Below are 25081 nucleotides of genomic sequence, written 5' to 3' on the forward strand. Positions count from 1 at the left end.
CCGCCGCGCGGGACACGCTGAGTGTCGTAGTTGGGCCGAACGGGTGAGGCGGGCGAGGATAGGTCCATGAGTAGGTACGAGAGGTACGACGTCACCGACGAACAGTGGGAGGGCCTGGCCCAGGTGGTCCCGCTTCGGGGGCGCAACGAGTGGCCGTCCAGGATCGACCACCGGACGATCCCGCAGGATTACGAGGCCGCCGAGCAGCGCCGCATGGTCGTACTGCGGGTGCAGGTCTTCGCGGACGCGCGGGAGGTCGCCGAGTACCTCATCGCGCAGATCCCGGTCCTGCTGGACCTCACCGGGGCGGACGCCGAAGTCGCCAAGCGGATCCTCGACTTCAGCAGCGGCGTCGTCTTCGGGCTCGGCAGCGGCATGCACCGGGTGGACCGGAACGTCTTCCTGCTGGCGCCGGTCGGGACCGAGGTCGAGGGCGCGGCGGCCGAGACGGCCGTCCCCCATTCGTAGGAGCCCGTCCGGGTGAATCGGTTCGCCGCGCACGCGTGACCGTACGGTCCGGCCATGGACCGCACCCACACCACGCACCCGGCCCGCCCCGCCCTCACACAGCTGCGGCTCTCCGCCTTCAGAGCGCACCGCGGGGCGGCCCTCCCACTCGGCCCCGTCACCCTCTTCGCGGGGCCGAGCGGAAGCGGCAAGTCCAGTGCGGTCCAGGCGTACGAGGCACTCGCGCTGCTCGGCGGGGGAGCGGCGCTCGGCCGGGCGTTCCCGGACCCGGCCGGCTGCGTACCGGACGGCGCGGCGGCGGACGCGCAGGGGCGGCGGGGGTTCAGGATCGGCTGCACCGTGGACGGCCCGGCCGGCCCCGTACGGCTCGACCTCGCCGTGCAGGCGGAACCCGAACCCCGCATCGTGAGCGAGCGGCTGACGGACGCCGACGGGCGGATACTGCTGGCCACCGCGCCGCACGACCCGCGGCGGGGCACCGTGCGGGCCGAGTGGCTCACGGCCGGCCCGGCGTCCATGACGCGTGAGCAGCTGCCCGACGACCGGCTCGGCACGGCGCTGCTGCCACTGCGGGTGGCGGGGCGGACGGACGGGCAGCGGCGGGTGCTGGCCGCGGCCGAACAGGTCGTCCTGGCGCTGCGGTCCGTCTTCCCGTGCCAGCCGCGGCCCGACCGGATGCGGGCGCCGGTGGAGCCGGGGGACGGCCGGCTGCGGCGCGGCTGCGAGAACCTCGCGGAGGTGCTGCACCGTACGCGCGCCGACTGCGCGCGGCGCCACGCCCGGCTGGCGGCCGCGGCCCGGGCGGGGTGCGCGGGGCCGGTACGGGACGTGGGCGTGGAGCGGCTCGCGGACGGCAGGGTGCGCGCGGTACTCGACCGGGGCGCCGGCGCGTCGCGGCACGGCACGCCGCTGGAGCGGCTCGGCGACGGCGAGCTGCGGTACCTGGCGCTCGCGCTGGTGCTGCTGACCGGGCCGCGGGTGCTCGCCGTCGATCAGGCGGTGGAGGTGCCCGGAGCGCTGCAGACCCTCACCGTCCTCGCGGACGGCTTCGACCGGGACCTGGACGGGCGCCAGGCGCGGGAACTGGTTGCGCTGGCCGCGCTGATCTGCGGGGAGGGCCACATGCGGCTGGTGGGGACGGCCGGTGAGGCGGTGGCGGGGGCCGTGCGCGGGCGGGAGGGGGTGACGGTGGTAGACCTGGGGCCGTGACGGAACCGGATGTACGAGAACTGCAGCGCCGACTGGCGGAGTTCGCGGCGGCGCGCGAGTGGCAGCCGTACCACACGCCGAAGAACCTGGCCGCGGCGCTGAGCGTCGAGGCCGCCGAACTGCTGGAGATCTTCCAGTGGTTGACACCCGAGGAAGCGGCGCGGGTGATGGAGGAGCCGGAGACGGCGCACCGGGTCGCCGACGAGGTCGCGGACGTGCTCGCCTACCTGCTGCAGTTCTGCGGCGTGCTGGGCGTCGACCCGCTGGCGGCGCTCTCCGCGAAGATCGACCGCAACGAGCTCCGTTTCCCGGTGGGGCGGCCACCGGGGCGCGCCGCACGGGACGACCGTCACTCTCCGGAGTGATCGAGTTATTCACACTGAGTTTCCTGTCCACAGATTTCCGAATTCCCCTGGCTTTTGGGTCCGTTCAGCCTCACTCTGGGTAGTGAAAGAGTGGCGGACAGACGTACGAACGGGGGCGGCTCGGATGGACGCGGAACGACTGATCACGGCGGGTCGGGGTGGACTGGCGGAGAGCCGGGTGGCGCTCGACATCGTGGCGGAGGCCTGGCAGGCACAGGCGCTCGCCCAGGCCATCGGCCGTCGCCTGGCGCTGACGGGGCCGCCGGAGCTGCGCAACGACGCGCGGGGACTCAGCGAGATCGGCGGGCGCGGCGGCACCGTGCCCGACCATCCCGGGCTGCGCGACGGGGGCGTGCGGGCCGCCCGCCTGACGGGTGTCGCCGATGTGCGAGGCACGTTACGGGCGCTGGGCGCGCTGCTGGGCGAGGTGGGCATGGCGCTCGTCGGCGTCGCCTGCGCCACCGACGAGGAGGGGCTGTACTGGCAGTGCATCGAGGCGATCGACGCCGCCGACGAGTCCAGTGACCGGGTGCGCGTCATGCTGCGCAGACTCACCGCGCGGCAGTCGGGCAGACCCTCAGGATCGCCCGTGCCGCCCGACGAGGAGCGGTCGGCGCGCGACCCGGTGGATCCGTCGGAGCCGCCGAAGGATGCGAAGGACCTGAAGGACCTGAAGGGCTTAAAGGGCTGGGAGGAGCTGGCCGGTCTGTCGATCGATCTGCCAACGGATCTGCCGACCAACCTGCCGACCGGCCTGTCGACCGATCTGACGGACGCGGCGGACTCGATGGCGGGCCCGCCATGACCGGGAGTGCACCGCCGGGACGCCGGAGGGAGCGCCGGGCCGAGTGTCAGGCCGGTCGCTCGGGGGCGGCCTCGCCGGCGGCGCGGCCGCGGTCGGCCGAGCCCTGGAGGTCGGCGTCGAGCTGCGAGAGATCGGCGGTGAGCGCCGCCATCAACTCCTCCATCTGCTGCAGCAGGCCCTTGGGGGCGCCGGCGCCCTGTTGCTGCTCGGGCATTGCTTCCTGGGACATGAGGGCCTCCTCGGCAACGACGTGCCGACAGCTGCCGCCGGCACGCGGGCCGGGCGGTCCGGCTCCAGCCGAGCCAACGACGGGTACGGGCGGCGAGTCACCAGGTTCATGGATCTTCACCCGGGCGAGCCCGTGAAATGACGCCCGTTCGAACGGGCAGGATGGGGGGCATGGATCTCCGCATCTTCACCGAGCCCCAGCAAGGGGCGAGCTACGACACCCTGTTGACCGTCGCCAAGGCGACCGAGGACCTCGGATTCGACGCCTTCTTCCGCTCGGACCACTATCTCCGCATGGGGTCCGTGGACGGCCTGCCCGGGCCCACCGACGCCTGGATCACGCTGGCCGGCCTCGCCCGGGAGACCAAGCGGATCCGCCTCGGCACGTTGATGACCGCCGCGACCTTCCGGCTGCCGGGCGTGCTCGCGATCCAGGTCGCGCAGGTCGACCAGATGTCGGGCGGCCGCGTCGAGCTCGGGCTGGGAGCCGGCTGGTTCGAGGAGGAGCACCAGGCGTACGGCATCCCCTTCCCGAAGGAGAAGTTCGGGCGCCTGGAGGAGCAGCTGGCCATCGTCACCGGCCTGTGGGAGACGGAGGCCGGCAAGACGTTCTCGTACGAGGGGAGGTACTACCAGCTGACCGACTCGCCCGCCCTGCCCAAGCCCGCCCAGGCCAAGGTGCCGGTGCTGATCGGCGGCCACGGCGCCACGCGCACCCCGCGGCTGGCCGCGCGGTACGCCGACGAGTTCAACATCCCGTTCGCCTCGCTGGAGGCCACGCGGGAGCAGTTCGGCCGGGTCCGGACGGCCGCGGAGGAGTTCGGCCGCCGCCCGGACGACCTCGTGTACTCCAACGCGCTGGTCGTCTGCGTCGGCAAGGACGACGCCGAGGTCGCCCGCCGCGCGGCCGCCATCGGCCGGGACGTGGACGAACTGAAGGCGAACGGCCTCGCGGGCTCACCCGCCGAAGTCGTGGACAAGATCGGCCGCTACGCGAGCCTCGGCTCGTCGCGGATCTACCTCCAGCTCCTGGACCTGACGGACCTGGACCACCTGGAGCTGATCTCGTCGCAGGTGCAGTCGCAGCTGGACTGAGGACGCCTGGCTGAGGACGCCTGGACTTGAGGGCACCTGGACTGAGGGTGGCGCCGGCCACCACGATGCTCGGGGTGACACGGCTGGCGGTCCCCGGCCAGCTGGTGGAGCTGGAGGGGACCGCCGTCGCGTGACCGTCGTGTGAGGTGACCTCGACGCCCGCTACAACCGCGGGTCCACCGGTTCCGACTCCAGGGCGAGGACCGCGAAGACCGCTTCGTGGACGCGCCACAGGGGTTCGCCGTCGGCGAGCCGGGAGAGGGCTTCCAGGCCCAGGGCGTACTCGCGCAGGGCGAGGGAGCGCTTGTGGCCCAGGAAGCGGGAGCGCAGGCGGTCGAGGTTGTCGGGGCGCGTGTACTCGGGGCCGTAGATGATCCGCAGGTACTCGCGGCCCCGGCACTTGATGCCGGGCTGGATGAGGCGGCCCTTGCCGTCGTGGGCGAGGGCCTGGAGCGGCTTGACGACCATGCCCTCGCCGCCGCGGCCGGTCATCTCCAGCCACCAGTCGATACCGGCCGCGACCGACGCCTCGTCGCCGGTGTCGACGTAGAGACGCCGGGTGGTCCGGAGCAGACCGGTGGTGTCGTGCTCCACCATGCGGTCGATCAGGGCCAGCTGTTCGTCGTGCGGGAGCGCGGCGAGGCTGCGGCCCCGCGCGGCGAGCAGTTGGAACGGCGCCAGTTCGACACCGTCCAGTCCGTCCGTGGTCCAGCAGTAGCGGCGGTACGCCTCCGTGAAGGCGGCCGCGTCGACCGCCCGGTCGCGCTGCCGCGCCAGCAGCCCGCCGACCTCGACCCCGCGGGCGGCGGCCGCCTCCAGCGCGGCGAGCGCACCGGGGAAGACGGCCGACGACGCGGCGCCCACCGCCGCGTACTGCGTGCGCAGCAGACCGGAGGCCTTGAGGGACCAGGGCATCAGCTCGGCGTCGAGCAGCAGCCAGTCCGTGTCGAGCTCCTCCCACAGCCCGGCCGCCGTCAGCGCCGGGCGCAGACGGCCGAGGATCTCCTCCGTGACCGAGGCGTCGTCGAAGAAGGGCCGCCCGGTGCGGGTGTACAGGGACCCGGTGGGCCCGGTGGCCCCGGTCGGCCCCGGCTCCACGCCGAAGTGCTCCCGCGCGGCCTCCGCGTCCCGGCACACCAGGGCCACGGCCCGCGACCCCATGTGCTTCTCCTCGCAGACCACCCGCGCCACACCGTCGGCGGCGTAGGCGGCGAACGCCTCGGCCGGGTGCTCCAGGTAGCCCTCGCGGCTCGACGTGGCGGTGGGCGCCATGGTCGGCGGTAGGTACGGCACGAGCCGCGGGTCGACGGCGAAGCGGCTCATCACCTCCAGCGCCGCCGCGGCGTTCTCCTCGCGCACACCGACGTTGCCCGCGTAACGCGTCTCGACGACCCGGCGCCCGTGCACGTCGGCGAGGTCCAGCGGCCGCCCCTGGTGGCCGCCGGGCGCCTCGGTGGCGAGCGGCTTGACCGGCTCGTACCAGACCTTCTCGGCCGGTACGTCGACGAGTTCGCGCTCCGGCCAGCGCAGCGCCGTCATCCTGCCGCCGAACACCGCGCCGGTGTCGAGGCAGATGGTGTTGTTGATCCACGAGGTGTTCGGAACCGGCGTGTGGCCGTAGACCACGGCCGCCCGGCCCCGGTAGTCCTCCGCCCACGGGTAGCGCACCGGCAGGCCGAACTCGTCCGTCTCGCCGGTCGTGTCGCCGTACAGCGCGTGCGAGCGCACCCGCCCGGACGTGCGGCCGTGGTACTTCTCCGGCAGGCCCGCGTGACAGACGACGAGCCTGCCCTCGTCCAGGACGTAGTGGCTGACCAGGCCCGCGATGAACTCCCGCACCTGCGCCCGGAACTCGTCGCTCTCGCGCTCCAGCTGCTCGATGGTCTCGGCGAGGCCGTGCGTGTGCTGGACGTTCTTGCCGTTCAGCCAGCGGCCCAGCTTGTTCTCGTGGTTGCCGGGTACGCACAGCGCGTCGCCCGCGGCGACCATGCCCATGACGCGCCGCAGCACGCCCGGGCTGTCCGGCCCCCGGTCGACGAGGTCGCCGACGAAGACGGCGGTACGCCCCTCGGGGTGGTGGCCGTCGACGTACCCGAGCTTGGCGAGCAGGGTCTCCAGCTCGGAGGAGCAGCCGTGGATGTCGCCGATGATGTCGAACGGCCCGGTCAGGTGACGCAGGTCGTTGAACCGCTTCTCCAGGACGACCTCGGCCGCCTCGACCTCCTCGACGCTGCGCAGCACGTGCACCTTGCGGAAGCCCTCGCGCTCCAGGCCGCGCAGCGAACGGCGCAGCTCGCGCCGGTGGCGCTGGATGACGTGGCGCGGCATGCCCGCCCGGTCCGGCCGGGCGGCGTTGCGCGCCGCGCACACCTCCTCCGGCAGGTCCAGCACGATGGCGATGGGCAGCACGTCGTGCTCGCGCGCGAGGCGCACCAGCTGCCGGCGGCTCTCCTGCTGCACGCTGGTCGCGTCGACCACCGTCAGCCGGCCGGCCGCGAGGCGCTTCCCGGCGATGTAGTGCAGGACGTCGAAGGCGTCGCGGCTCGCGCTCTGGTCGTTCTCGTCGTCGGCGACGAGGCCGCGGCAGAAGTCCGACGAGATGATCTCCGTCGGCTTGAAGTGCTTGCGCGCGAAGGTCGACTTGCCGGAGCCCGTGGCACCGATGAGGACGACGAGGGACAGGTCGGTGACCGGCAGCCTGCGCTTGATGGTTTCGGTCTCGGTCATGCGGCCTTCTCCTCGGATACGGGGGCGGCCAGCGCGAACACGGCCATCTGCGTCGGCGGACCGACCTCGGGGTCGTCGGGCCCGACGGCCACGAACTCCACGCCGTACCCGTGACGTTCGGCGACCGCCACGGCCCAGTCGCGGAACTCCGCACGCGTCCACTCGAAGCGGTGGTCGCCATGGCGTACGTGTCCGGCCGGGAGGGTCTCCCAGCGGACGTTGTACTCGACGTTCGGCGTCGTCACGAGCACGGTCGCCGGGCGGGCCGCGCCGAACACGGCGTACTCCAGCGCGGGCAGCCGCTCCAGGTCGAGGTGCTCGATGACCTCGCTGAGCACGGCCGCGTCGTACCCCTTGAGCCGCTTGTCGGTGTACGCGAGCGAGCCCTGGAAGAGCCGTACGCGCTCCGACTGCCGCTCGCCCATGCGCTCGATCCGCAGCCGCCGCGCCGCCAGGGACAGCGCCCGCATCGACACGTCGACACCGACGATCTCGGTGAAGCGCGGGTCCTTCAGCAGCTCGCGCACCAACTGGCCCTGCCCGCAGCCCAGGTCGAGAACCCGGCTCGCACCCGCGCCGCGCAGCGCCTCGATGATCGCCTCGCGCCGCTGGACCGCCAGCGGCACCGGGCGCTCCTCCGTGTCGGTGTCCTCGTCGACGGCGTTGTCGATCTCCTCGACGTCGCTGTCGTCCGCCGCGGCCAGCCGCGCCAGCTCGATGCGCTCCATCGCCTCACGCGTCAGCGACCAGCGGCGCGCCAGGTAGCGGCTGGTGATCAGCTTGTGCTCCGGGTGCCCGGGCAGCCAGCCCTCGCCGACCCGCAGCAGCTTGTCGACCTCGTCCGGCGAGACCCAGTAGTGCTTGGCGTCGTCCAGCACCGGCAGCAGCACGTACAGGTGACGCAGGGCGTCGGCGAGCCGCTGCTCACCCTCCAGTACGAGGCGGACGTAGCGGGACTCGCCCCACTCCGGGAACCGCTCGTCGAGCACCACCGGCTCCGCCGTCACCGCCCATCCCAGCGGTTCGAACAGCTTCCGTACGAGCTCGGCGCCGCCGCGCGCGGGCAGCGCCGGCACCTCCACGCGCAGCGGCAGCGCCTGGCCGACGAGCTCCGGCCGGGCCTGGCACTGCCCCTTGAGCGCACTGGAGAAGACGTTGCCGAGGGCGACGGCGAGCAGCGAGGAGGCGGCGTACGGCCGGTCGTTGACGTACTGCGCGAGCGCCTGGTCGGGTGCGCCGCCGCGCCCCTTGCCCTTGCCGCGGCGTACGAGCGCGACGGGATCCACCTCCAGCAGCAGCGCCGCCGTGCAGCGCTCGGGCGACGCCTCCGGGTAGAGGACGTGGGCCGTGCCGTAGGAGGTGGAGAACGCCTGCGCCTTGTCCGGATGCTTGTGGAGGAGGAATCCGAGGTCGGTGGCGGGGCGTTCAGGGGTACCGGTCGTACTGATCGTCAGGAACACGTGTCCGAGTATCGACGAGGCGGCCTTCTCCAACCATGGAATTTCGGTCGCGGATCGCCGCGGAGGTACGGGACGCGGGCGAGGAGGCGCGCGCCGAGGCGTGGGGAGGCGCACGGGGAGCATGGAAAGGTGCACCGTTTCGTGGCCCCCGGAGCGTGTTGACGCAGGTCGGGACGAGCCCGTACGTTCGTGGACGCGTGGAGTGACGGCCTCCCAACTGGGCCTGAAAAAGGGTCAGTTGGGAGGGGCGATGTCTCCCCTTACCGGTGGCGGTGGACCGAGGGAGGGGACGGCCCACCGCCACCCCGACGAACCGACGACTGGGACGGCACATGAGCCCGCGCACCGCTCCACCACCCGACCGCCCCGAACACACGACGGTGCACCAGATCGTCCTCCGCCCCCACGCCGACGGAGGGTTCGGTCCGGTCGCCTGGTCCCACAGCCGCGACATGGCCGACGCCGTCTTCCACCGGGCCGCCGCCCTGCTGCCGGGCCCCGGCGGCGAGGACCCCGGGCCGGCGCTGCTGCGCCTGCGGTACGGGGACGACGTCCTGCTCGTGCACCGGTCGCCGTGGCGCGACACGGGCGGCGGCACGGGGCCCCTCTGCCACGCGCTCGTCGGAGCGGCGGAGCTCCTCACTCCGGTGACCTGCCTGGGGCTCCACGGCTGGTGCTGGCAGGGCGGCAGGCTGCCGCCCCGGGCGAGCGGGACGCTCCCGCCCGTGCCCCTGGCCGCGCTGGAACCGACGGCACGCGAGGGCCGGACGCTGCTGGCGCGGACGCTGCGGCGCGCGCGGGACGAGCTGACGGGCGCGGTCGCCGAGCTGCTGCGCGACCCCGGCGCCCGCTTCACCCTGCTGGACCCGTCGGGCGGCGAGACGGCCTGCCGGGTGCTGTGGGGCCTGCACGAGATCTTCGGCGCGTACGCCGCCGGGGGCGGGTTCGCCGCCGAGGGCGAGGCCGGGGACGGCTGGACCTTCGCCACGCGCGACACCGCCGAGACGGACGACGTGCGGTTCGTCTTCGCCGGGAGCCTGGCCGGTTCCGGTGCGCCGCCGGGCGGCGGCTCGCGGCGGCGGACCGACCCCCTGGAGCGGCGCGCCGACCGGGCGGACGGGATCGCGCGGCGGCTGGTGGCGAGCCATCTGCGGTCCGACGTCGGCGCCACGCTCCGGGCCGCCGCGGAGCAGGGGCCGGGCACGCTGCTGGACATCGCGGAACGCGCCCTCGCACTGCTCGAGAACGAGCCCGGCACCCGTACGCCTACGCCTACCCGTACGCCTACGCCTACGCGTACACGGACACAGGCGGCGGTACCAGGCAGCCCCGCCGCCCCCGACTGGCCGGTGCCCCGGCGCGGGCCGCGCGGGCCGCTGCACCGCGTAGGGCGCTCCCGCCCGCGGCGCCCCGGCCGACTGCCCGCCGCGCTCGCCGCCGTCGCCGAGGCGGGCGTGCCGCTGCCGCGCGAGGCGGCGGCGGTGGCCCCGGACACCGAGCTCCTGCGGGCGCTGCGCCGGCCCGTCCCGTACGACGTGCTGACGCGGCTCATGGAGGAGGCCGTCGAGCGGTGGCCGTCCTGGAACCGCGAGACGCGCACCCAGTTGTGCGTCGTCCTGCTCGACCAGGAGCTCTTCCTCACCGACCGGCCCGTAGGCCTCGGCGACCCCGACTGCGAGGTGCGCGCCGCCAACGCCGCGTCCGTCTACCGCTGGGCGGTCCGCCCGCTGCTGGGCGACCCGCGCGTCGCCGACCGGGTGGCGGTCCTGCTGCCCCGGCTCAGCACCGGCCCGCACCGGGCCGCCCGGGCGGCGGTCCGGCGGATCGTGGAGAGCGACGAGCCGCGCCTGCCCGAGGCGGCGTGGCAGGCCCTGCTCATGGCCTCCTACACCGCCGAGCCTCCGCCGAAGCCGAAGCCGAAGCCGAAGCCGGAGCCGGAGCAGGAGCAGGAGCAGGAGCCCAAGCAGGACCCGAAGCCGCCGGAACCGGAATCGGAGGCGGAACCCGAGTCCGTACCCCGGGCGCAGCCCCCGTCGGATCCCCCGTCCGCGCCCGCCGGGCTCTCCGCACAGGACGGCCGCCTCGTCCTCTACGGACTCAGCGCCGCCCTCGTCGTCCTCCTCCTGGTGCTCATCACGCTGCTGACGGCGTTCTGACGGTACGTTCGTGCCGTAGGCGGGGGCGCGCCGAGCGCGCGGCTCGGCCAGGATGGGTGCATGGGATTCCATGTCGATTCCGAGACCGGGCGGCTCCGCCGCGTCATCCTGCACCGGCCCGACCTGGAGCTGAAGCGGCTCACGCCCAGCAACAAGGAGCGGCTCCTCTTCGACGACGTGCTCTGGGTGCGGCGGGCCCGCCAGGAACACGACGGGTTCGCCGACGTGCTGCGCGACCGGGGCGTGACCGTCCACCTCTTCGGCGATCTGCTGCGCGAGGCACTGGAGTTGCCGGCCGCCAGGAAGCTCGTCCTCGACCGGGTCTTCGACGAGAAGGAGTACGGGCCGCTCGCCACGGACCACCTCAGGGCAGTCTTCGACGAGATGGAGACGGCCAGGCTCGTCGAAGCGCTGGTCGGCGGGATGACGAAGCGCGAGTACCTCGCCGGCCACCCCGAGCCGACCTCCGTCCGGTTCCACGTGATGGACCTGGACGACTTCCTGCTGCCGCCCCTGCCGAACCACCTCTTCACCCGGGACACCTCGGCCTGGATCTACAACGGCGTCGCCATCAACGCCATGCGCTACCCCGCCCGGCAGCGCGAGACCGTGCACTTCGAGGCGATCTACAAGCACCACCCCCTCTTCACCGGCCCGGAGGCGGGCGCGTTCCACCACTGGTCGGAGGGGCAGGACGACTACCCGTCCACCATCGAGGGCGGCGACGTCCTGGTCCTCGGCAACGGCGCGGTGCTGATCGGGATGAGCGAGCGGACCACCCCGCAGGCGGTGGAGATGCTGGCCCGCGGCATGTTCGCGGCCGGCTCGGCGCGCACGATCGTGGCGCTGGACATGCCGAAGAGCCGCGCGTTCATGCACCTGGACACCGTGATGACGATGGTGGCGCCGGACACGTTCACGCAGTACGCGGGGCTCGGCATGCTCCGCTCGTACACCATCGACCCCGGGGACCGGATGGGCACGCTCAAGGTCTCCGACCACCCGCCCGAGCACATGCACAGCGCCATCGCGGCGGCGCTCGGCATGACCTCCATCCGGGTGCTGACGGCGACGCAGGACGTGCACGCGGCCGAGCGGGAGCAGTGGGACGACGGCTGCAACGTGCTGGCGGTGGAGCCCGGGGTCGTGGTCGCGTACGAGCGGAACGTCACCACCAACACGCACCTGCGGCGGGAGGGCATCGAGGTGATCGAGATCCCGGGCAGTGAGCTGGGGCGCGGCCGGGGCGGTCCGCGCTGCATGAGCTGCCCGGTCGAGCGTGACGCCATATGAGGTTCGTCTGAGCCGGGCCGGGCGCCCGCGTCGCGCCTGAGCCGGGCCGGGGCGCCCGCGTCTCGCCCAGGCCGCCGCGCCGGGCGTCCGCGCCTCGCCCCTGCCGCCGCGCCGCTGAGGCGTACCTCACGGAAGCGAACGAATAGAAATGCCGACCTTCGTATAGACTTCCACAGTCCCCGACCCCCGTAACCCAGGAGCGCCCCATGGCCACCGATCTCACCGGCCGCCACTTCCTCAAGGAGCTGGACTTCACCGCCGACGAGTTCCGCAGCCTGATCGAACTGGCCGCCGAACTCAAGTCGGCGAAGAAGGCGGGGACCGAGGTCCAGCGGCTGCGGGGTCGGAACATCGCGCTGATCTTCGAGAAGACCTCCACGCGCACGCGCTGCGCGTTCGAGGTCGCGGCGGCCGATCAGGGTGCCTCCACCACCTACCTGGACCCCTCCGGCTCGCAGATCGGCCACAAGGAGTCGGTCAAGGACACCGCCCGCGTACTCGGTCGGATGTTCGACGCGATCGAGTACCGGGGCGACGCGCAGGCGACGGTCGAGGAGCTGGCCGCGTACGCCGGGGTCCCGGTCTACAACGGCCTGACCGACGACTGGCACCCCACCCAGATGCTCGCCGACGTGCTCACCATGACCGAGCACACCGACAAGCCCCTGGAGGCCGTCGCCTTCGCCTACCTGGGCGACGGCCGCTACAACATGGGCAACTCCTACCTCGTCACCGGTGCCCTGCTCGGCATGGACGTACGGATCGTGGCGCCCAAGGAGTTCTGGCCGGCCGAGGCCGTCGTGGCGAAGGCGCGCGAGCTCGCCGAGGCCAGCGGGGCGCGCGTCACGCTCACCGAGGACGTCGCCGAGGGGGTCCGGGGCGCCGACTTCGTCGCCACCGACGTCTGGGTCTCGATGGGCGAGCCGAAGGAGGTGTGGGACGAGCGCATCGCCGCCCTGGCCCCGTACGCCGTGACCATGGACGTGCTGCGCGCCACCGGCAATCCCGGGGTGAAGTTCCTGCACTGCCTGCCCGCCTTCCACGACCTGGGCACGGCGGTCGGCCGCGACATCCACGAGCGGCACGGCCTGACCGAGCTGGAGGTCACGGACGAGGTCTTCGAGTCGGAGCACTCCGTCGTCTTCGACGAGGCCGAGAACCGCATGCACACCATCAAGGCGGTGCTGGTCGCCACCCTCGGCTGATTCCGCATCGGCCCCGGGGGGCCGGGATGGCCATGCGGGCGATGGGGTGAATATGCGCGGTACCGGTTAGTCTCGGTACAGAAGGTGGGGTCCGGGCTCACATGTCCGGACCCCTTCCGCTTGTGCGCCACCCCTGCACGAGCCCGCACCACCGCCGGGAGAACCACCCATGCAGCGCCTCAAGACCCCCGCCCAACTGGTCGCCGAATCCGGCGCCGATCTGGAGGGGCATGGCCTCAAGCGGACCATGGGCCTCTTCCAGCTCGTGTGCTTCGGGGTCGGCGCCATCGTCGGCACCGGCATCTTCGTCGGGCTCTCCGACAGCGTCGCCGAGGCGGGCCCCGCGGTCGTCGTCTCCTTCGTGCTCGCCGCGATCACCTGCGTCTTCACCGCCTTCTCCTTCGCCGAGCTGGGCAGTGCCATCCCGGTCTCCGGCAGCTCGTACTCCTTCGCGTACGCCGCCCTCGGCGAGCGCGTCGCGTTCCTCACCGGCTGGTGCCTGCTGCTGGAGTACGGCGTGTCCGTCTCCGCCGTCTCGGTCGGCTGGGGCCAGTACCTCAACGAACTGCTCGACAGCCTCATCGGCGTACAGCTGCCCGCCGCCCTGTCCGCCCCGCCCGGGGACGGCGGCATCGTGAACGTCCCCGCCGTCGTGGTGATCGCCCTCGCCGCCGTGCTGCTGGTGCGCGGCGTGCGCGAGAGCGCCCGCGCCACCGCCGCCATGGCCGTCGTCAAGATCGCGATCCTGATCCTGTTCTGCGCGCTCGCGTTCAGCGCCTTCCGCTCGGGCAACCTCTCGCCGTTCGCGGCGCACGGCCTCGCCGGGGTCACCTCGGGCGCGTCGCTCGCCTTCTTCTCGTACATCGGCTTCGACGCGATCACCACCGCCGGCGAGGAGGTCAAGAACCCGCGCCGGAACATCCCCCTCGCGATCATGATCTGCATCGGTGCCGTCACGCTGTTGTACGGGCTGGTCGCCCTCGCCGCGATCGGCGCGATGTCCGCCGACGACGTCGCCGACCAGCCGGCCGCGCTCTCGCTCATCGTCGACGAGGTCACCGGTTCCGCCCTCGGCGGCGGGATCATCGCCTTCGGCGCGGTCGTCGCCATCGCCTCGGTCGTCCTCGCCGTGATGTACGGCCAGACCCGCATCCTGATGTCGATGTCCCGGGACGGGCTGATCCCGCGCGTCTTCGAGAAGGTCTCGCCGAAGACCTCCACCCCCGTCGCGAACACCTGGATCGTCGCCGCCGTCTTCGCCGTTCCGGCCGCCGTCGTGCCGCTCGACGTCGTGATGAACCTGACGACGATCGGCACGCTCGCCGTCATGGCCGTGGTCAACATCGCGGTGATCACGCTGCGCCGCCGCCACCCCGCCCTCGAGCGCACCTTCCGGGTGCCGCTCTACCCGGTCAGCCCGGTCCTGGGCGTCGCCTTCTGCCTGTACCTGATGTGGGGCACCGGCTGGACCACCTGGCTGCAGTTCGCCGTCTTCCTGCTGGCCGGCGCGCTGGTGTACGCGGGCTACGGGCGCCGCAACTCGCGCCTCGCCGCCGCCGGCGCCGTGCCGGAGGCGGAAGAGGTCACGTCGTCCCGAGCCCCGGGAGCGTGAACCACACCGCCTTGCCCTGCGGGGTACGGCGGTGGCCGCACGCCGCGCTGAGCGTACGGATCAGGAGCAGCCCGCGGCCGTGCTCCTGCCACGGGTCCGGTGGCGTGGTGTGGGCGGGAGACAGGTCACCGGGCGGGGCCGGGTCGCGGTCGTGCACCTCGACCTGGCACCCGGTCTCCAGCAGCTCCACCACCAGCTCGATCGGCGGGTCGCCGGGATCGGTGTGCTTCACCGCGTTCGCCACCAGCTCAGCCGTCAGCAGCTCCGCCGTGTCGGTGTCCGCCGACGCCGGAGCGTCGAGGTCCGCGAGGGCCTTCCGTACCAGCGCCCGGGCGAGTGGCACGGCGGCCGCGGAGTGCGGCAGGGCCAGGCGCCAGTAGGCGGGGCCGGAGGCTTCGAGCACGATGGCGGTCCTCCGTTGCGTCTCTTCGGTCTCTGCGGTGTCTTCGGTCTCGGCGGCGTCCGCCGGCTCCGCGGCTGTCTCCGCGGCGTCTGTCCGGTGGGCCGTTCGGTCGTTCGGTTTCCTCCCCTCCACCTTACGGACCGCAACCGACGCCACCAGAGCCTCAGGCCTTCCTTCAGGAGACCTGTGCCACACCTGTCACACGACCGTCGCGGTCCGCGTACCCTCTATCGCGTGTACGTGACGGTGGTCACGGTTGAGTGATAGCGTCGACGGGCAGGTACTCGCCAGGCAATCCGCTCGCCGAGGGAGGCCGCACCCCATGAGCCCCTTCACCAGCTCCGCGCCCCGGACCCCCGAGTGGCGCCATCTGAGGCTCACCGTCGACGACGGCGTCGCCACCGTGACCCTCGCCCGCCCCGCCAAGCTGAACGCGCTCACCTTCGGCGCCTACGCCGACCTGCGCGACCTGCTCGCCGAGCTGTCCCGCGAGCGCGCCGTGCGGGCCCTGGTCCTCGGGGGGGAGGGGCGTGGCTTCTGCTCCGGCGGCGACGTGGACGACATCATCGGCGCCACCCTCGCCATGGACACCGCTCAGCTCCTCGACTTCAACCGGATGACCGGCCAGGTGGTGCGGGCGCTGCGCGAAGCGCCCTTCCCCGTGATCGCCGCCGTCCACGGGGTCGCCGCCGGCGCCGGAGCGGTCCTGGCCCTCGCCGCGGACTTCCGCGTGGCCGACCCCTCCGCACGCTTCGCGTTCCTCTTCACCAAGGTCGGCCTCTCCGGCGGCGACATGGGCGCCGCGTACCTCCTGCCCCGGGTCGTCGGCCTCGGCCACGCCACCCGGCTGCTGATGCTCGGCGAACCGGTCCGCGCCCCCGAGGCCGAGCGCATCGGCCTGATCAGCGAGCTCACCGAGGAGGGCCGCGCCGACGAGCGCGCCGCCGCGCTCGCCCGCCGCCTCGCCGAGGGCCCGGCCCTCGCGTACGCCCAGACCAAGGCGCTGCTCACCGCCGAGCTCGACATGCCGCTCGCCGCCGCCGTCGAGCTGGACGCGGCGACGCAGGCCCTGCTGATGAACGGCGAGGACTACGCCGAGTTCCACGCCGCCTTCACCGAGAAGCGTCCTCCCAAGTGGCGGGGGCGGTGACCCGCCGTGAGCCGTGCCCTGCGCGTGGCCGTCATCGGCGGCGGGCCCGGCGGCCTGTACGCCGCCGCGCTGCTCAAGCGCCTCGACCCCGCCCGTGACATCACCGTCTGGGAGCGGAACGCCCCGGACGACACCTTCGGCTTCGGCGTCGTGCTCTCCGACGAGACCCTCGGCGGCATCGAGCACGCCGACCCCGCCGTGTACGCCGCGCTCCAGGCGGAGTTCGTCCGCTGGGACGACATCGACATCGTCCACCGCGGCCGCACCCTCACCTCCGGCGGCCACGGCTTCGCCGCGCTCGGCCGCCGCCGGCTGCTGGAGATCCTCCACGCCCGCTGCGCCGCGCTCGGCGTACGGCTCCGCTTCCGCACCGAGGCGCCGCCCGCCGCCGAGCTGGCCACCGCGTACGACCTGGTCATCGCCGCCGACGGCGTCCACAGCCGCACCCGCGAGACCCACGCCGACGTCTTCCGCCCGACCCTGACCACCCACCGCTGCCGCTACATCTGGCTCGCCGCCGACTTCGCCTTCGAGGCGTTCCGCTTCGAGGTCGCGGAGAGCGAGCACGGCGTGATGCAACTCCACGGCTACCCCTTTTCGGCGGACGCCTCCACCGTCATCGTCGAGATGCGCGAGGAGGTCTGGCGGGCGGCCGGCTTCGACGAGCTCGACACCCAGGAGTCCATCGACCGCTGCGCCAAGATCTTCGCCGAGGCGCTGCGCGGCCGGCCCCTCACCTCGAACAAGAGCACCTGGACCGCTTTCCGGACCGTCGTCAACGAGCGCTGGTCCCACGGCAACACCGTCCTGCTCGGCGACGCCGCCCACACCGCGCACTTCTCCATCGGCTCCGGCACCAAGCTCGCCGTCGAGGACGCCCTCGCGCTCGCCGCCTGCGTCGAGGAGCAGCCGGACCTCGACCGGGCGCTGGCGGCGTACGAAGCGGAACGCCGGCCCGTCGTCGCGTCCACGCAGCGCGCGGCCGCCGCCAGCCTGCGCTGGTTCGAGGAGCTCGCCGGCTATCTGGACCAGCCGCCGCGCCAGTTCGCCTTCAACCTCCTCACCCGCAGCCGCCGCGTCACCCACGACAACCTGCGGCTGCGCGACCCGCGCTTCACCGGCGCCGTCGAACGCGACTTCGGCTGCCCGCCCGGCACCCCGCCGATGTTCACGCCGTTCCGGCTGCGCGGGCTGACCCTGCGCAACCGCGTCGTCGTCTCGCCCATGGACATGTACTCGGCCGCCGACGGCGTCCCCGGCGACTTCCACCTCGTCCATCTGGGGGCCCGCGCCCTTGGGGGCGCCGGGCTGGTCATGACCGAGATGGTGTGCGTCAGCCCCGAAGGGCGCATCACCCCCGGCTGCGCCGGCCTGTACACGCCCGCGCAGGCCGCCGCCTGGTCCCGGATCACCGACTTCGTGCACCGCCAGTCACCCGGCACCGCCCTCGGCGTCCAGCTCGGGCACTCCGGCCGCAAGGGCTCCACCAAGCGCATGTGGGAGGGCATCGACCAGCCCCTCGACTCCGGCAACTGGCCGCTCGTCGCCGCCTCACCCCTGCCGTACCGCCCCGGCGTCAACCAGGTCCCGCACGAGCTGCACCGGGCGGCGCTCACCGACATAAGGGAGCAGTTCGCCGCCGCCGCGCGCCGCGCCGCCCGCGCCGGGTTCGACCTGCTCGAACTGCACTGCGCGCACGGCTACCTCCTCTCCGGATTCCTCTCCCCGCTCACCAACCGCCGCACCGACGCCTACGGCGGCTCCCTCGAGCGCAGGCTCCGCTTCCCGCTGGAGGTCTTCGACGCGGTCCGCGCCGCTTGGCCCGGCGAGCGGCCCATGACCGTGCGGCTCTCGGCCACCGACTGGGCGCCCGGCGGCACCACCGCCGAGGAGGCCGTCGAGATCGCCCGCGCCTTCGCCGAGCACGGCGCCGACGCCATCGACGTCTCCACCGGCCAGGTGGTGCCCGACGAACGCCCCGAGTACGGCCGCTCGTACCAGGCCCCGTACGCCGACAAGATCCGTAACGCGCTGAAGGTCCCGGTCATCGCGGTCGGCGCCATCTCCTCCTGGGACGACGTCAACTCCCTGCTGCTGGCCGGCCGCGCCGACCTGTGCGCCCTGGCGCGCCCGCACCTGTACGACCCCCACTGGACGCTGCACGCGGCGGCCGACCAGGGTTACGAGGGCCCCGCCGCCCCCTGGCCGGCCCCGTACCGCGCGGGCAGCCGCAAGCCCCCGACGGGCCGCACGGACGCGCCGAAGCCGCGCCTCAGCCTGTCCCCGCGCCCCTGACGAAGTCCTCGCCCCGGTCCCGCAGCAGCCCGTGCAGCCCGCCGAAGACGGCCGCCGCCCTGCCGCCCGGCCAGCCCGCCGGGAGCAGGGCGGCCGGCAGGCCCGGGTCCGCGTACGGGAGGCGCCGCCAGGAGTCCAGGGCCAGCAGGTAGTCGCGGTACGCCTGCTCGGGGGAGGGCTCGCGCGTCGACCAGGTGCGCAGGACCGGCTCGTGGAGGTCGAGGAACTCCTCGTACAGCTTGGCGATCGCGGCCAGGTCCCACCAGCGGCCCACCGCCTCGGCCGTCGGCGCGAAGCCGAGGTGCTCGCCGCGGAACAGGTCCACGTACGGGTCGAGGTGCAGCCGCGTGAGGGTGTGGCGGGCCTCCTCGTGGAGGGCGGCGGGGGCGATCCAGACGCCCGGGGCCGCCGTGCCGAAGCCGAGGCGGCCCAGCCGGGAGCGGAGCAGGTGGCGCTTGTGCCGCTCGGCCTCGGGGACCGAGAAGACGGCGAGTACCCAGCCCTCCTCCTCGGGCGGCTCGCCGGCCGCGTAGATGCGCCGGTCGCCGTCGTCGAGGAGCTGGCGGGCGTCCGCCGACAGGGCGTACCCGGCCGCCCCGTCCGCCGTGCGGCGCGGCTCCAGCAGGCCGCGCCGCTTGAGCCGGGACACCGAGGACCGGACGGACGGGGCGTCCACGCCGAGGACCGCCAGCAGCCGGATCAGCTCGGCCACCGGCAGCGGGGCGTTGTCGGGCGTCCGCCCGTACGCGCCGTACAGGGAGACGATCAGGGAACGCGGAGTGTGCTGCTCGGCCACGTGATCACTCTAGGACGGGGTCAGGGCCGCGCGCGCAGCCGGAAGCGCTGGAGCTTCCCCGTGGCCGTCCGGGGTAGGGCGTCCAGGAAGACGATCTCGCGCGGGCACTTGTACGGGGCGAGGCGCGAGCGGACGAAGGCGCGCAGCTCCTCGGCCGTGGCGTCGTCGCGCGCGACGCCCTCCCGGACCACCGCGTACGCCACGGCGATCTGGCCGCGCACCTCGTCCGGCCGGCCCACCACCGCCGCCTCGACCACGTCGGGGTGGGCGAGGAGCGCGTCCTCGACCTCCGGGCCCGCGATGTTGTAGCCCGCCGAGATGATCATGTCGTCCGCGCGGGCGACGTAGCGCAGGTAGCCATCCGGTTCGCGGACGTATGTGTCACCGGTGAGGTTCCAGCCGTCCCTGACGTACTCCGTCTGGCGCGGATCGGACAGATAGCGGCAGCCCACCGGGCCGCGCACGGCCAGCAGGCCCTCCTCGCCGTCCGGGACCGGCCGCCCGGAGCCGTCCACCACCCGCGCCTGCCAGCCCGGCACCGGCACGCCGGTCGCCCCGGGTCTGATCGCGTCGTCGGCCGCCGAGATGAAGATGTGCAGCAGCTCGGTCGCGCCGATGCCGTTGATGATCCGCAGCCCGGTCCGCTCGTACCAGGCGCGCCAGGTGGCGGCGGGCAGGTTCTCGCCCGCCGACACGCAGCGGCGCAGCGAGCCGGTGTCGTGCCCGTCGAGGTTCTCCAGCATCACCCGGTACGCCGTCGGCGCCGTGAACAGCACCGACACCCGGTGCTCGCCGATCGCGGGCAGCAACTGCTTCGGCCCCGCCTGCTCCAGCAGCAGCGCCGAGGCGCCTGCCCGCAGTGGGAAGATCACCAGGCCGCCGAGCCCGAAGGTGAAGCCCAGCGGCGGGCTGCCCGCGAAGACGTCGTCCGGCTCGGGGCGCAGGACCCGCGCCGAGAAGGTGTCGGCGACGGCCGGCACATCGCGGTGGAAGTGCATGCACCCCTTGGGCCGTCCGGTGGTCCCGGAGGTGAAGGCGATCAGCGCGACGTCGTCGGCGGCGGTGTCGACGGCATCGTACGCGTCCGGGTGACGGGCCGCCAGGCGCAGCAGGTCGTCGGGCGCGTCACCGCCGTACGCCGTGACGCGCAACCCCTCCACCTCGGCCTTCACCAGGTCGTCGACCGACCGGACGTCGCACAGCGCGTGGCTGACCCGGGCCATCTCGCACATCACGGCGAGCTCCCCGGCGCGCGCCTGCGCCAGGACGGTGACGGCCACGCCGCCCGCCTTCATCACCGCCAGCCAGCAGGCCGCCAGCCACGGGGTCGTCGGGCCGCGCAGCATCACGCGGTTGCCCGGCACCACGCCCAGGTCGCGGGTGAGGGCGTGGGCGATCCGGTCGACCCGCGTGCGCAGGTCGCCGTACGTCCACACGCCGCCCGCGCCGTCCCGGAAGGCCGGGCGGTCCGGGCCGAACCGCTCGATCGTGCGGTCCAGCAGCTCCGCACCGCAGTTGAGCCGGTCCGGGTAGCGCAGCTCGGGCAGGTCGAAGAGGAGCTCGGGCCACTGCTCGCGGGGCGGCAGATGGTCGCGGGCGAAGGTGTCGAGGTGGGCCGATCCGGTCAGCTCCATGATTCGCCCCCTGTGGAAGACCCTTGCGGGTGACTCCTATGGGTGATGGGAACGCCCATCGAGCGTATCGTGAAGGTGACGACAGTCAACGGTACGCGATAGACCGAGCTCTGACGGATTCTTCGGAGGGGGCGCGAATGCCCGCATTCTCACTTGATCCGGGACAGAAAGCATGGTGCGAGGAGCTGCGTGTCCTCGCGGCCGAACGCTTGCGCCCCCTCGCCGAGAAGGGCGAGCCGGGCCGCGTCAACCGCCCGCTCGTCGCAGCGCTCGGCGAACTCGGGCTGATCTCCCGGCTCTTCGGCTCCGGCGCCCTCGACCTGTGCCTGATGCGCGAGTCCCTCGCCCGCGCCTGTACGGAGGCGGAGACCGCCCTCGCGCTCCAGGGCCTCGGCGCCCACCCGGTCGCCGCCTTCGGCACGCCGGAGCAGCGGGCGCGCTGGCTGCCGGAGGTCACCGCCGGGCGGGCGGTGGCGGCCTTCGCGCTCAGCGAGCCGGAGGCCGGGTCGGACGCGGCGGCGCTCGCGCTGGAAGCCGTACCGGAGGGGGAGGGCTGGCGGCTGACCGGCGAGAAGTGCTGGATCTCCAACGCACCGGAGGCCGACTTCGCCACCGTCTTCGCCCGGACGACCCCGGGCGCCGGGGCGCGGGGCGTCACCGCCTTCCTCGTGCCCGCCGACCGCCCCGGCCTGACGGGCGCCCACCTCGACATGCTCTCCCCGCACCCCATCGGCAGCCTGCGCTTCGACGGCGTACCCGTCACGCGCGCGGACGTGCTCGGCGAGGTCGACCGGGGCTTCCGCGTCGCCATGACCACCCTCAACCTCTTCCGGCCCAGCGTCGGCGCCTTCGCCGTCGGCATGGCCCAGGCCGCCGTGGACGCGACGCTCGCGCACACGGCGCGGCGGAGCGCCTTCGGCGGCGTGCTGAAGGACCTCCAGGCGGTCGCCCACCAGGTCGCCGAGATGGCCACCCGCACCGAGGCGGCCCGCCTGCTGGTGTACGCGGCGGCGGCGGCGTACGACGCGGGCGACGGCGATGGCGACGACGCGGGCGGCGACGAGGTGCCCCGGCGCGCCGCCATGGCGAAGCTGCTCGCCACCGAGACCGCGCAGTACGTCGTCGACGCCGCCGTCCAGCTCCACGGCGCCCGCGCCCTGCAACGCGGCCACCTGCTGGAGCACCTCTACCGCGAGGTCCGGGCGCCGCGCATCTACGAGGGCGCGACCGAGGTGCAGCGCACGATCATCGCGAAGGAGCTGTACGCGAAGGAGCCGTACGCCGAGGAGTTGGGTTCATGAGCATCGAACGCGTCAACCCCGCTGACCTCTCGCCGCCCACCGGCTTCTCGCACGCCGTCGTCGCCACCGGCTCCCGGCTGGTGTTCCTCGCCGGGCAGACCGCGCTCGACGGCGACGGCCGGGTGGTGGGGGAGAGCCTGCCGGAGCAGTTCGAGACGGCGCTCGGCAATCTGCTCGCCGCCCTGCAGGCCGCCGGCGGCACCCCCGCCGACCTCGCGCGCGTCACCGTGTACGCCACCGATGTCGCCGACTACCGGGCGCGCGCCGCGGAACTGGGCCGGATCTGGCGGCGGCTGGCGGGGCGTGACTATCCGGCGATGGCGGTGATCGGCGCGGTGCGCCTCTGGGACGAGGAGGCGCTGGTGGAGTTGGACGGGTTCGCGGTGCTGGACTGAACGAACGGTTCCGCATCGGCGGCGACAACGACCGCTCCTGACGGGTTGTCAGTGCAATATCACATTACTATGTTACGCGTCGTACAGCAGTGGCATGCACTCGACAATCCGACCTCACCCAGGAGTCGCACGTGCCCCAGCCCACGACACCAGGCCCCCTCCGCAGAACCCTCCTCGCCGGCGCGGTCGCCACCGCGACCCTGCTCGGCGGCGGCGTGACCGGCCTCAACGCCCCCACCGCCCACGCCCACACCGCCCGTGCCGTGTCCGCGGCACCCGACCCCCGCGAGGCGCCGCACGACCAGGTCGTACGCCTGGCCACCGCACCGCGGCCGACCTCGCGCCCCGCCCCCGCGCCCGGGGAACGCGCCGACGACGCCCGTGTCCCCGGCCCGCAGACGCCGCAGGCTCCGGCCACCACCGCCACGGCCGCCGTCCCCACCTGCACCCTGGACGGTGTCACCGGCTTACGCCCCGAGGAGTTCGCCGACTTCCTCGCCGACCCGGCCGTCACCGCCGACGGCTGCCTGCGCACCCTCCTGTGGACCTGGGACGCCCGCCTCGCCCCCGTCATGTCCGACGCCCACGTCCAGGCCGTCTCGCGCCGCGTCTCCGCCCTCGCCCCGGCGCACGACGGCGCGAACGGCACCCACCTGCTGGAGATGCTCACCTACCTGCACGCGGTCGTGTACCACGACTTCTCGCGCGGCGAGATCGACGTCACCGACCCGCCCACCACGGAGGCCATGCGCCGCGCCATCCACGCCTTCGGCTCGGCCGCCCGCTCCTTCCGCGCCACCCGCACCAACGCCGACACCCTGCGCGAGGCCCTCTACACCGGCAGCGCCGCCGGCCTGCGCCACTCGCAACTCGGGCTCATCCAGAAGGTGCTGGCCACCATGGACCGGTACCACACCACCACCTACCGCGACCCCGCCTGGGGCGGCGCCGCCCTCGCCGCGCTCTCGGTCAACCACCTCGGCGTGTACCCCGGCAACCGGGACACCGCCTTCCACACCCTGGCCGCCCGGAACACCGCGTACCGCGCCGCCTTCCGCGCCTTCGCCGACCACACGCACCTCAAGGGAACGCCCAACGAGTGGGTGGTGCGCGACGCGCTCGCCGAGTACGGCCGCTTCGGCCAGATCGCGGCCGTCAAGGCGGAGATCGTCCCGGACGTGGGCGCCCTGCTCGACCCCGTCGTCCGCAACTTCGGCGAGGGCAGCGCGCCCTGGGCGCGCCTCGCCGGCTGGCTCGTCTTCTACGAGGCGTGCGCGCCGTACCGCGTCTGCAAGGACGACATCGAGCGGCGCATCTTCCCGCACGCGTACCGCTACGACACCGGCGCCATCAAGGTCCGCACCGGTCTCGACGCCGCCACCGTCGACCAGCTGTACTACGCGGGCAAGCAGGTCAGGGCGCAGTTCCACCGCGTCCTCGGCACCGAGGAGCCGCTCGCCGGCGACACCAACACCGCCCTGACCATCGTGCTGTACGCCTCCCGCGCCGACTACGAGAACTACCACCCGCTCCTCACCGGCATGGACACCGACAACGGCGGCATCTACATCGAGCGCGGCGCCACCTTCTACACCTACCAGCGCCGCGTCCCGCAGGACTCGTCGCTCACCCTGGAGGAGCTCTTCCGCCACGAGTACACGCATTACCTCAACGGCCGCTTCGCCGTGCCGGGTTACTTCGGTGAGGGACCCTGGTACGAGGGCGACCGCACCACCGCGATGGACGAGGGAACCGCCGAGTTCTTCGCCGGAGCCACCCGCGACGACGGCGTCGCCGTCCGCAGGTCGCTCGTGCGAGGCGTCATCGCGGACACCGCCGACGGCAGCCCCCGCATGAGCGTGGACCAGCTGCTGCACGCCACCTACGCCGGCGACGGCTTCCGCTTCTACGCCTACGCGGGCACCTTCTTCTCGTACCTGTGGACCGAACGGCCCGCCCTGCTGCGCGAGATGTACCGGCACCTGCGCGCCGACGACCCCGCCGCCTTCGACGCCTGGCGCGACCGGGTAGGCCGGGACGCCGGGCTCCAGCGCGGGTACGACGCCTTCCTCGACGCGCGGATCGCCAGGGCCGACGAGCTGTTCGTGCCCGACACCCGCTACGTCCCCGACGACCGGCTCGACCACGCCTCCGCCGAGGGCGTCCGCGCCGCCTTCGCGGCGGCGACCGGCGCCGATCCGCGCTGCACGGCCACCGCCGACCCGGCCAGGCCCCGCTTCCTCTGCACGGGCCGGATCACCGCACGGCTGACGGACGCCGCCAGCCCCGACCTGGTCTTCCGCGACATGGCGGAGACCGTCGACTACTTCCTCCTCGACCGGGCGCGCCCGGCGGCCACCAACCTCGCCGACATGAACTGCTCCTTCGGGGAGGTGGAGATCCGGCCCGACCGCACCGGCGGCACCTCGCCCTACACGTGCGAAGGTCCCCTGCGCAGCTGACGGCCAACTCACCGGCGCCGGA

19 protein-coding genes and 2 pseudogenes are annotated in these 25081 nt (G+C 73.4%); 15 read left to right on the forward strand and 6 right to left on the reverse strand.

All coding sequences use genetic code 11. From position 1 onward, the window contains the following. Window positions 1–66 precede the first annotated feature (66 nt). From AB0A69_RS22105 to AB0A69_RS22120, 4 genes and pseudogenes are all read left to right on the forward strand, one after another. The gene (locus tag AB0A69_RS22105; protein WP_361424470.1) at window positions 67–468 is read left to right on the forward strand and encodes a cell division protein SepF; all 402 of its coding nucleotides are present in this window, start codon (window positions 67–69) and stop codon (window positions 466–468) included. Window positions 469–522: 54 nt separating this feature from the next. Next, entirely contained in the window at window positions 523–1677 is a 1155-nt protein-coding gene (locus AB0A69_RS22110; protein WP_361424473.1) for an ATP-binding protein, read from the forward strand. Further along, window positions 1674–2042 carry a nucleotide pyrophosphohydrolase gene (locus AB0A69_RS22115; RefSeq protein WP_361424476.1) on the forward strand — a complete coding sequence of 123 codons (369 nt, stop codon included), beginning with the start codon at window positions 1674–1676 and terminating at the stop codon, window positions 2040–2042. Before AB0A69_RS22110 ends, AB0A69_RS22115 begins: the two co-directional genes overlap by 4 nt. A gap of 124 nt (window positions 2043–2166) precedes the next feature. Then, a pseudogene (locus tag AB0A69_RS22120) lies at window positions 2167–2598 on the forward strand (DUF6099 family protein); the annotation flags it as partial. Window positions 2599–2893: 295 nt separating this feature from the next. Here the strand turns inward: AB0A69_RS22120 and AB0A69_RS22125 are convergent. After that, window positions 2894–3076 (reverse strand): hypothetical protein, encoded by a 183-nt coding sequence (locus AB0A69_RS22125; protein WP_361424479.1) that lies wholly within the window; start codon window positions 3074–3076, stop codon window positions 2894–2896. A 170-nt stretch (window positions 3077–3246) separates the two neighbouring features. On the opposite strand from AB0A69_RS22125, the gene AB0A69_RS22130 reads away from it, so the two are divergent. Both AB0A69_RS22130 and AB0A69_RS22135 read left to right on the forward strand, forming a co-directional pair. Beyond that, entirely contained in the window at window positions 3247–4170 is a 924-nt protein-coding gene (locus AB0A69_RS22130) for an LLM class F420-dependent oxidoreductase (protein WP_361424482.1), read from the forward strand. A gap of 47 nt (window positions 4171–4217) precedes the next feature. Beyond that, window positions 4218–4304 (forward strand): annotated as a pseudogene (locus AB0A69_RS22135) (RidA family protein); the annotation flags it as partial. 28 nt (window positions 4305–4332) lie between these two features. Here the strand turns inward: AB0A69_RS22135 and AB0A69_RS22140 are convergent. Beyond that, entirely contained in the window at window positions 4333–6897 is a 2565-nt protein-coding gene (locus AB0A69_RS22140) for a polynucleotide kinase-phosphatase (RefSeq protein ID WP_361424485.1), read from the reverse strand. After that, window positions 6894–8357: a 3' terminal RNA ribose 2'-O-methyltransferase Hen1 gene (locus AB0A69_RS22145; protein WP_361424488.1), complete on the reverse strand. Its 1464-nt coding sequence runs from the start codon at window positions 8355–8357 to the stop codon at window positions 6894–6896. The genes AB0A69_RS22140 and AB0A69_RS22145 overlap by 4 nt, the downstream gene beginning before the upstream one ends. A gap of 332 nt (window positions 8358–8689) precedes the next feature. On the opposite strand from AB0A69_RS22145, the gene AB0A69_RS22150 reads away from it, so the two are divergent. The 4 genes from AB0A69_RS22150 (at window position 8690) to AB0A69_RS22165 (ending at window position 14623) form a co-directional block, all read left to right on the forward strand. Next, entirely contained in the window at window positions 8690–10513 is a 1824-nt protein-coding gene (locus AB0A69_RS22150) for a hypothetical protein (RefSeq protein WP_361424490.1), read from the forward strand. Window positions 10514–10573: 60 nt separating this feature from the next. Beyond that, window positions 10574–11806, forward strand: coding sequence for an arginine deiminase (locus AB0A69_RS22155; RefSeq protein ID WP_361424493.1), 1233 nt, complete (start codon window positions 10574–10576; stop codon window positions 11804–11806). Window positions 11807–12012: 206 nt separating this feature from the next. Continuing rightward, window positions 12013–13011: an ornithine carbamoyltransferase gene (argF, locus tag AB0A69_RS22160; RefSeq protein WP_361424496.1), complete on the forward strand. Its 999-nt coding sequence runs from the start codon at window positions 12013–12015 to the stop codon at window positions 13009–13011. A 169-nt stretch (window positions 13012–13180) separates the two neighbouring features. Further along, entirely contained in the window at window positions 13181–14623 is a 1443-nt protein-coding gene (locus tag AB0A69_RS22165) for an amino acid permease (RefSeq protein WP_361424499.1), read from the forward strand. On the opposite strand, the gene AB0A69_RS22170 is transcribed toward AB0A69_RS22165, so the two are convergent. After that, entirely contained in the window at window positions 14595–15026 is a 432-nt protein-coding gene (locus tag AB0A69_RS22170) for an ATP-binding protein (protein ID WP_361424502.1), read from the reverse strand. The genes AB0A69_RS22165 and AB0A69_RS22170 overlap by 29 nt on opposite strands. A 322-nt stretch (window positions 15027–15348) precedes the next feature. Between AB0A69_RS22170 and AB0A69_RS22175 the strand changes: the two genes are divergently transcribed. Beyond that, window positions 15349–16176, forward strand: a complete 828-nt coding sequence (locus AB0A69_RS22175) for an enoyl-CoA hydratase family protein (protein WP_361424505.1) — start codon at window positions 15349–15351, stop codon at window positions 16174–16176. 6 nt (window positions 16177–16182) lie between these two features. Further along, window positions 16183–18471 carry a bifunctional salicylyl-CoA 5-hydroxylase/oxidoreductase gene (locus tag AB0A69_RS22180; protein WP_361424508.1) on the forward strand — a complete coding sequence of 763 codons (2289 nt, stop codon included), beginning with the start codon at window positions 16183–16185 and terminating at the stop codon, window positions 18469–18471. On the opposite strand, the gene AB0A69_RS22185 is transcribed toward AB0A69_RS22180, so the two are convergent. Together AB0A69_RS22185 and AB0A69_RS22190 are read right to left on the reverse strand one after the other, a co-directional pair. Further along, on the reverse strand, window positions 18449–19267 hold the full coding sequence (locus tag AB0A69_RS22185; protein ID WP_361424511.1) for a PaaX family transcriptional regulator C-terminal domain-containing protein: 819 nt from the start codon (window positions 19265–19267) through the stop codon (window positions 18449–18451). The two genes, AB0A69_RS22180 and AB0A69_RS22185, sit on opposite strands and share 23 nt — an antisense overlap. A gap of 20 nt (window positions 19268–19287) precedes the next feature. Beyond that, window positions 19288–20901, reverse strand: coding sequence for an AMP-binding protein (locus AB0A69_RS22190; RefSeq protein ID WP_361424514.1), 1614 nt, complete (start codon window positions 20899–20901; stop codon window positions 19288–19290). 137 nt (window positions 20902–21038) lie between these two features. On the opposite strand from AB0A69_RS22190, the gene AB0A69_RS22195 reads away from it, so the two are divergent. From AB0A69_RS22195 to AB0A69_RS22205, 3 genes are all read left to right on the forward strand, one after another. After that, window positions 21039–22202 (forward strand): acyl-CoA dehydrogenase family protein, encoded by a 1164-nt coding sequence (locus tag AB0A69_RS22195; RefSeq protein ID WP_361424517.1) that lies wholly within the window; start codon window positions 21039–21041, stop codon window positions 22200–22202. After that, on the forward strand, window positions 22199–22597 hold the full coding sequence (locus AB0A69_RS22200) for a RidA family protein (RefSeq protein ID WP_361424519.1): 399 nt from the start codon (window positions 22199–22201) through the stop codon (window positions 22595–22597). The genes AB0A69_RS22195 and AB0A69_RS22200 overlap by 4 nt, the downstream gene beginning before the upstream one ends. Before the next feature lie 131 nt (window positions 22598–22728). Next, the gene (locus AB0A69_RS22205; protein ID WP_361424522.1) at window positions 22729–25059 is read left to right on the forward strand and encodes a collagenase; all 2331 of its coding nucleotides are present in this window, start codon (window positions 22729–22731) and stop codon (window positions 25057–25059) included. Window positions 25060–25081: the final 22 nt, after the last annotated feature.

It is taken from the genome of Streptomyces sp. NPDC045431 (assembly GCF_040646655.1).
Classification (GTDB): domain Bacteria; phylum Actinomycetota; class Actinomycetes; order Streptomycetales; family Streptomycetaceae; genus Streptomyces.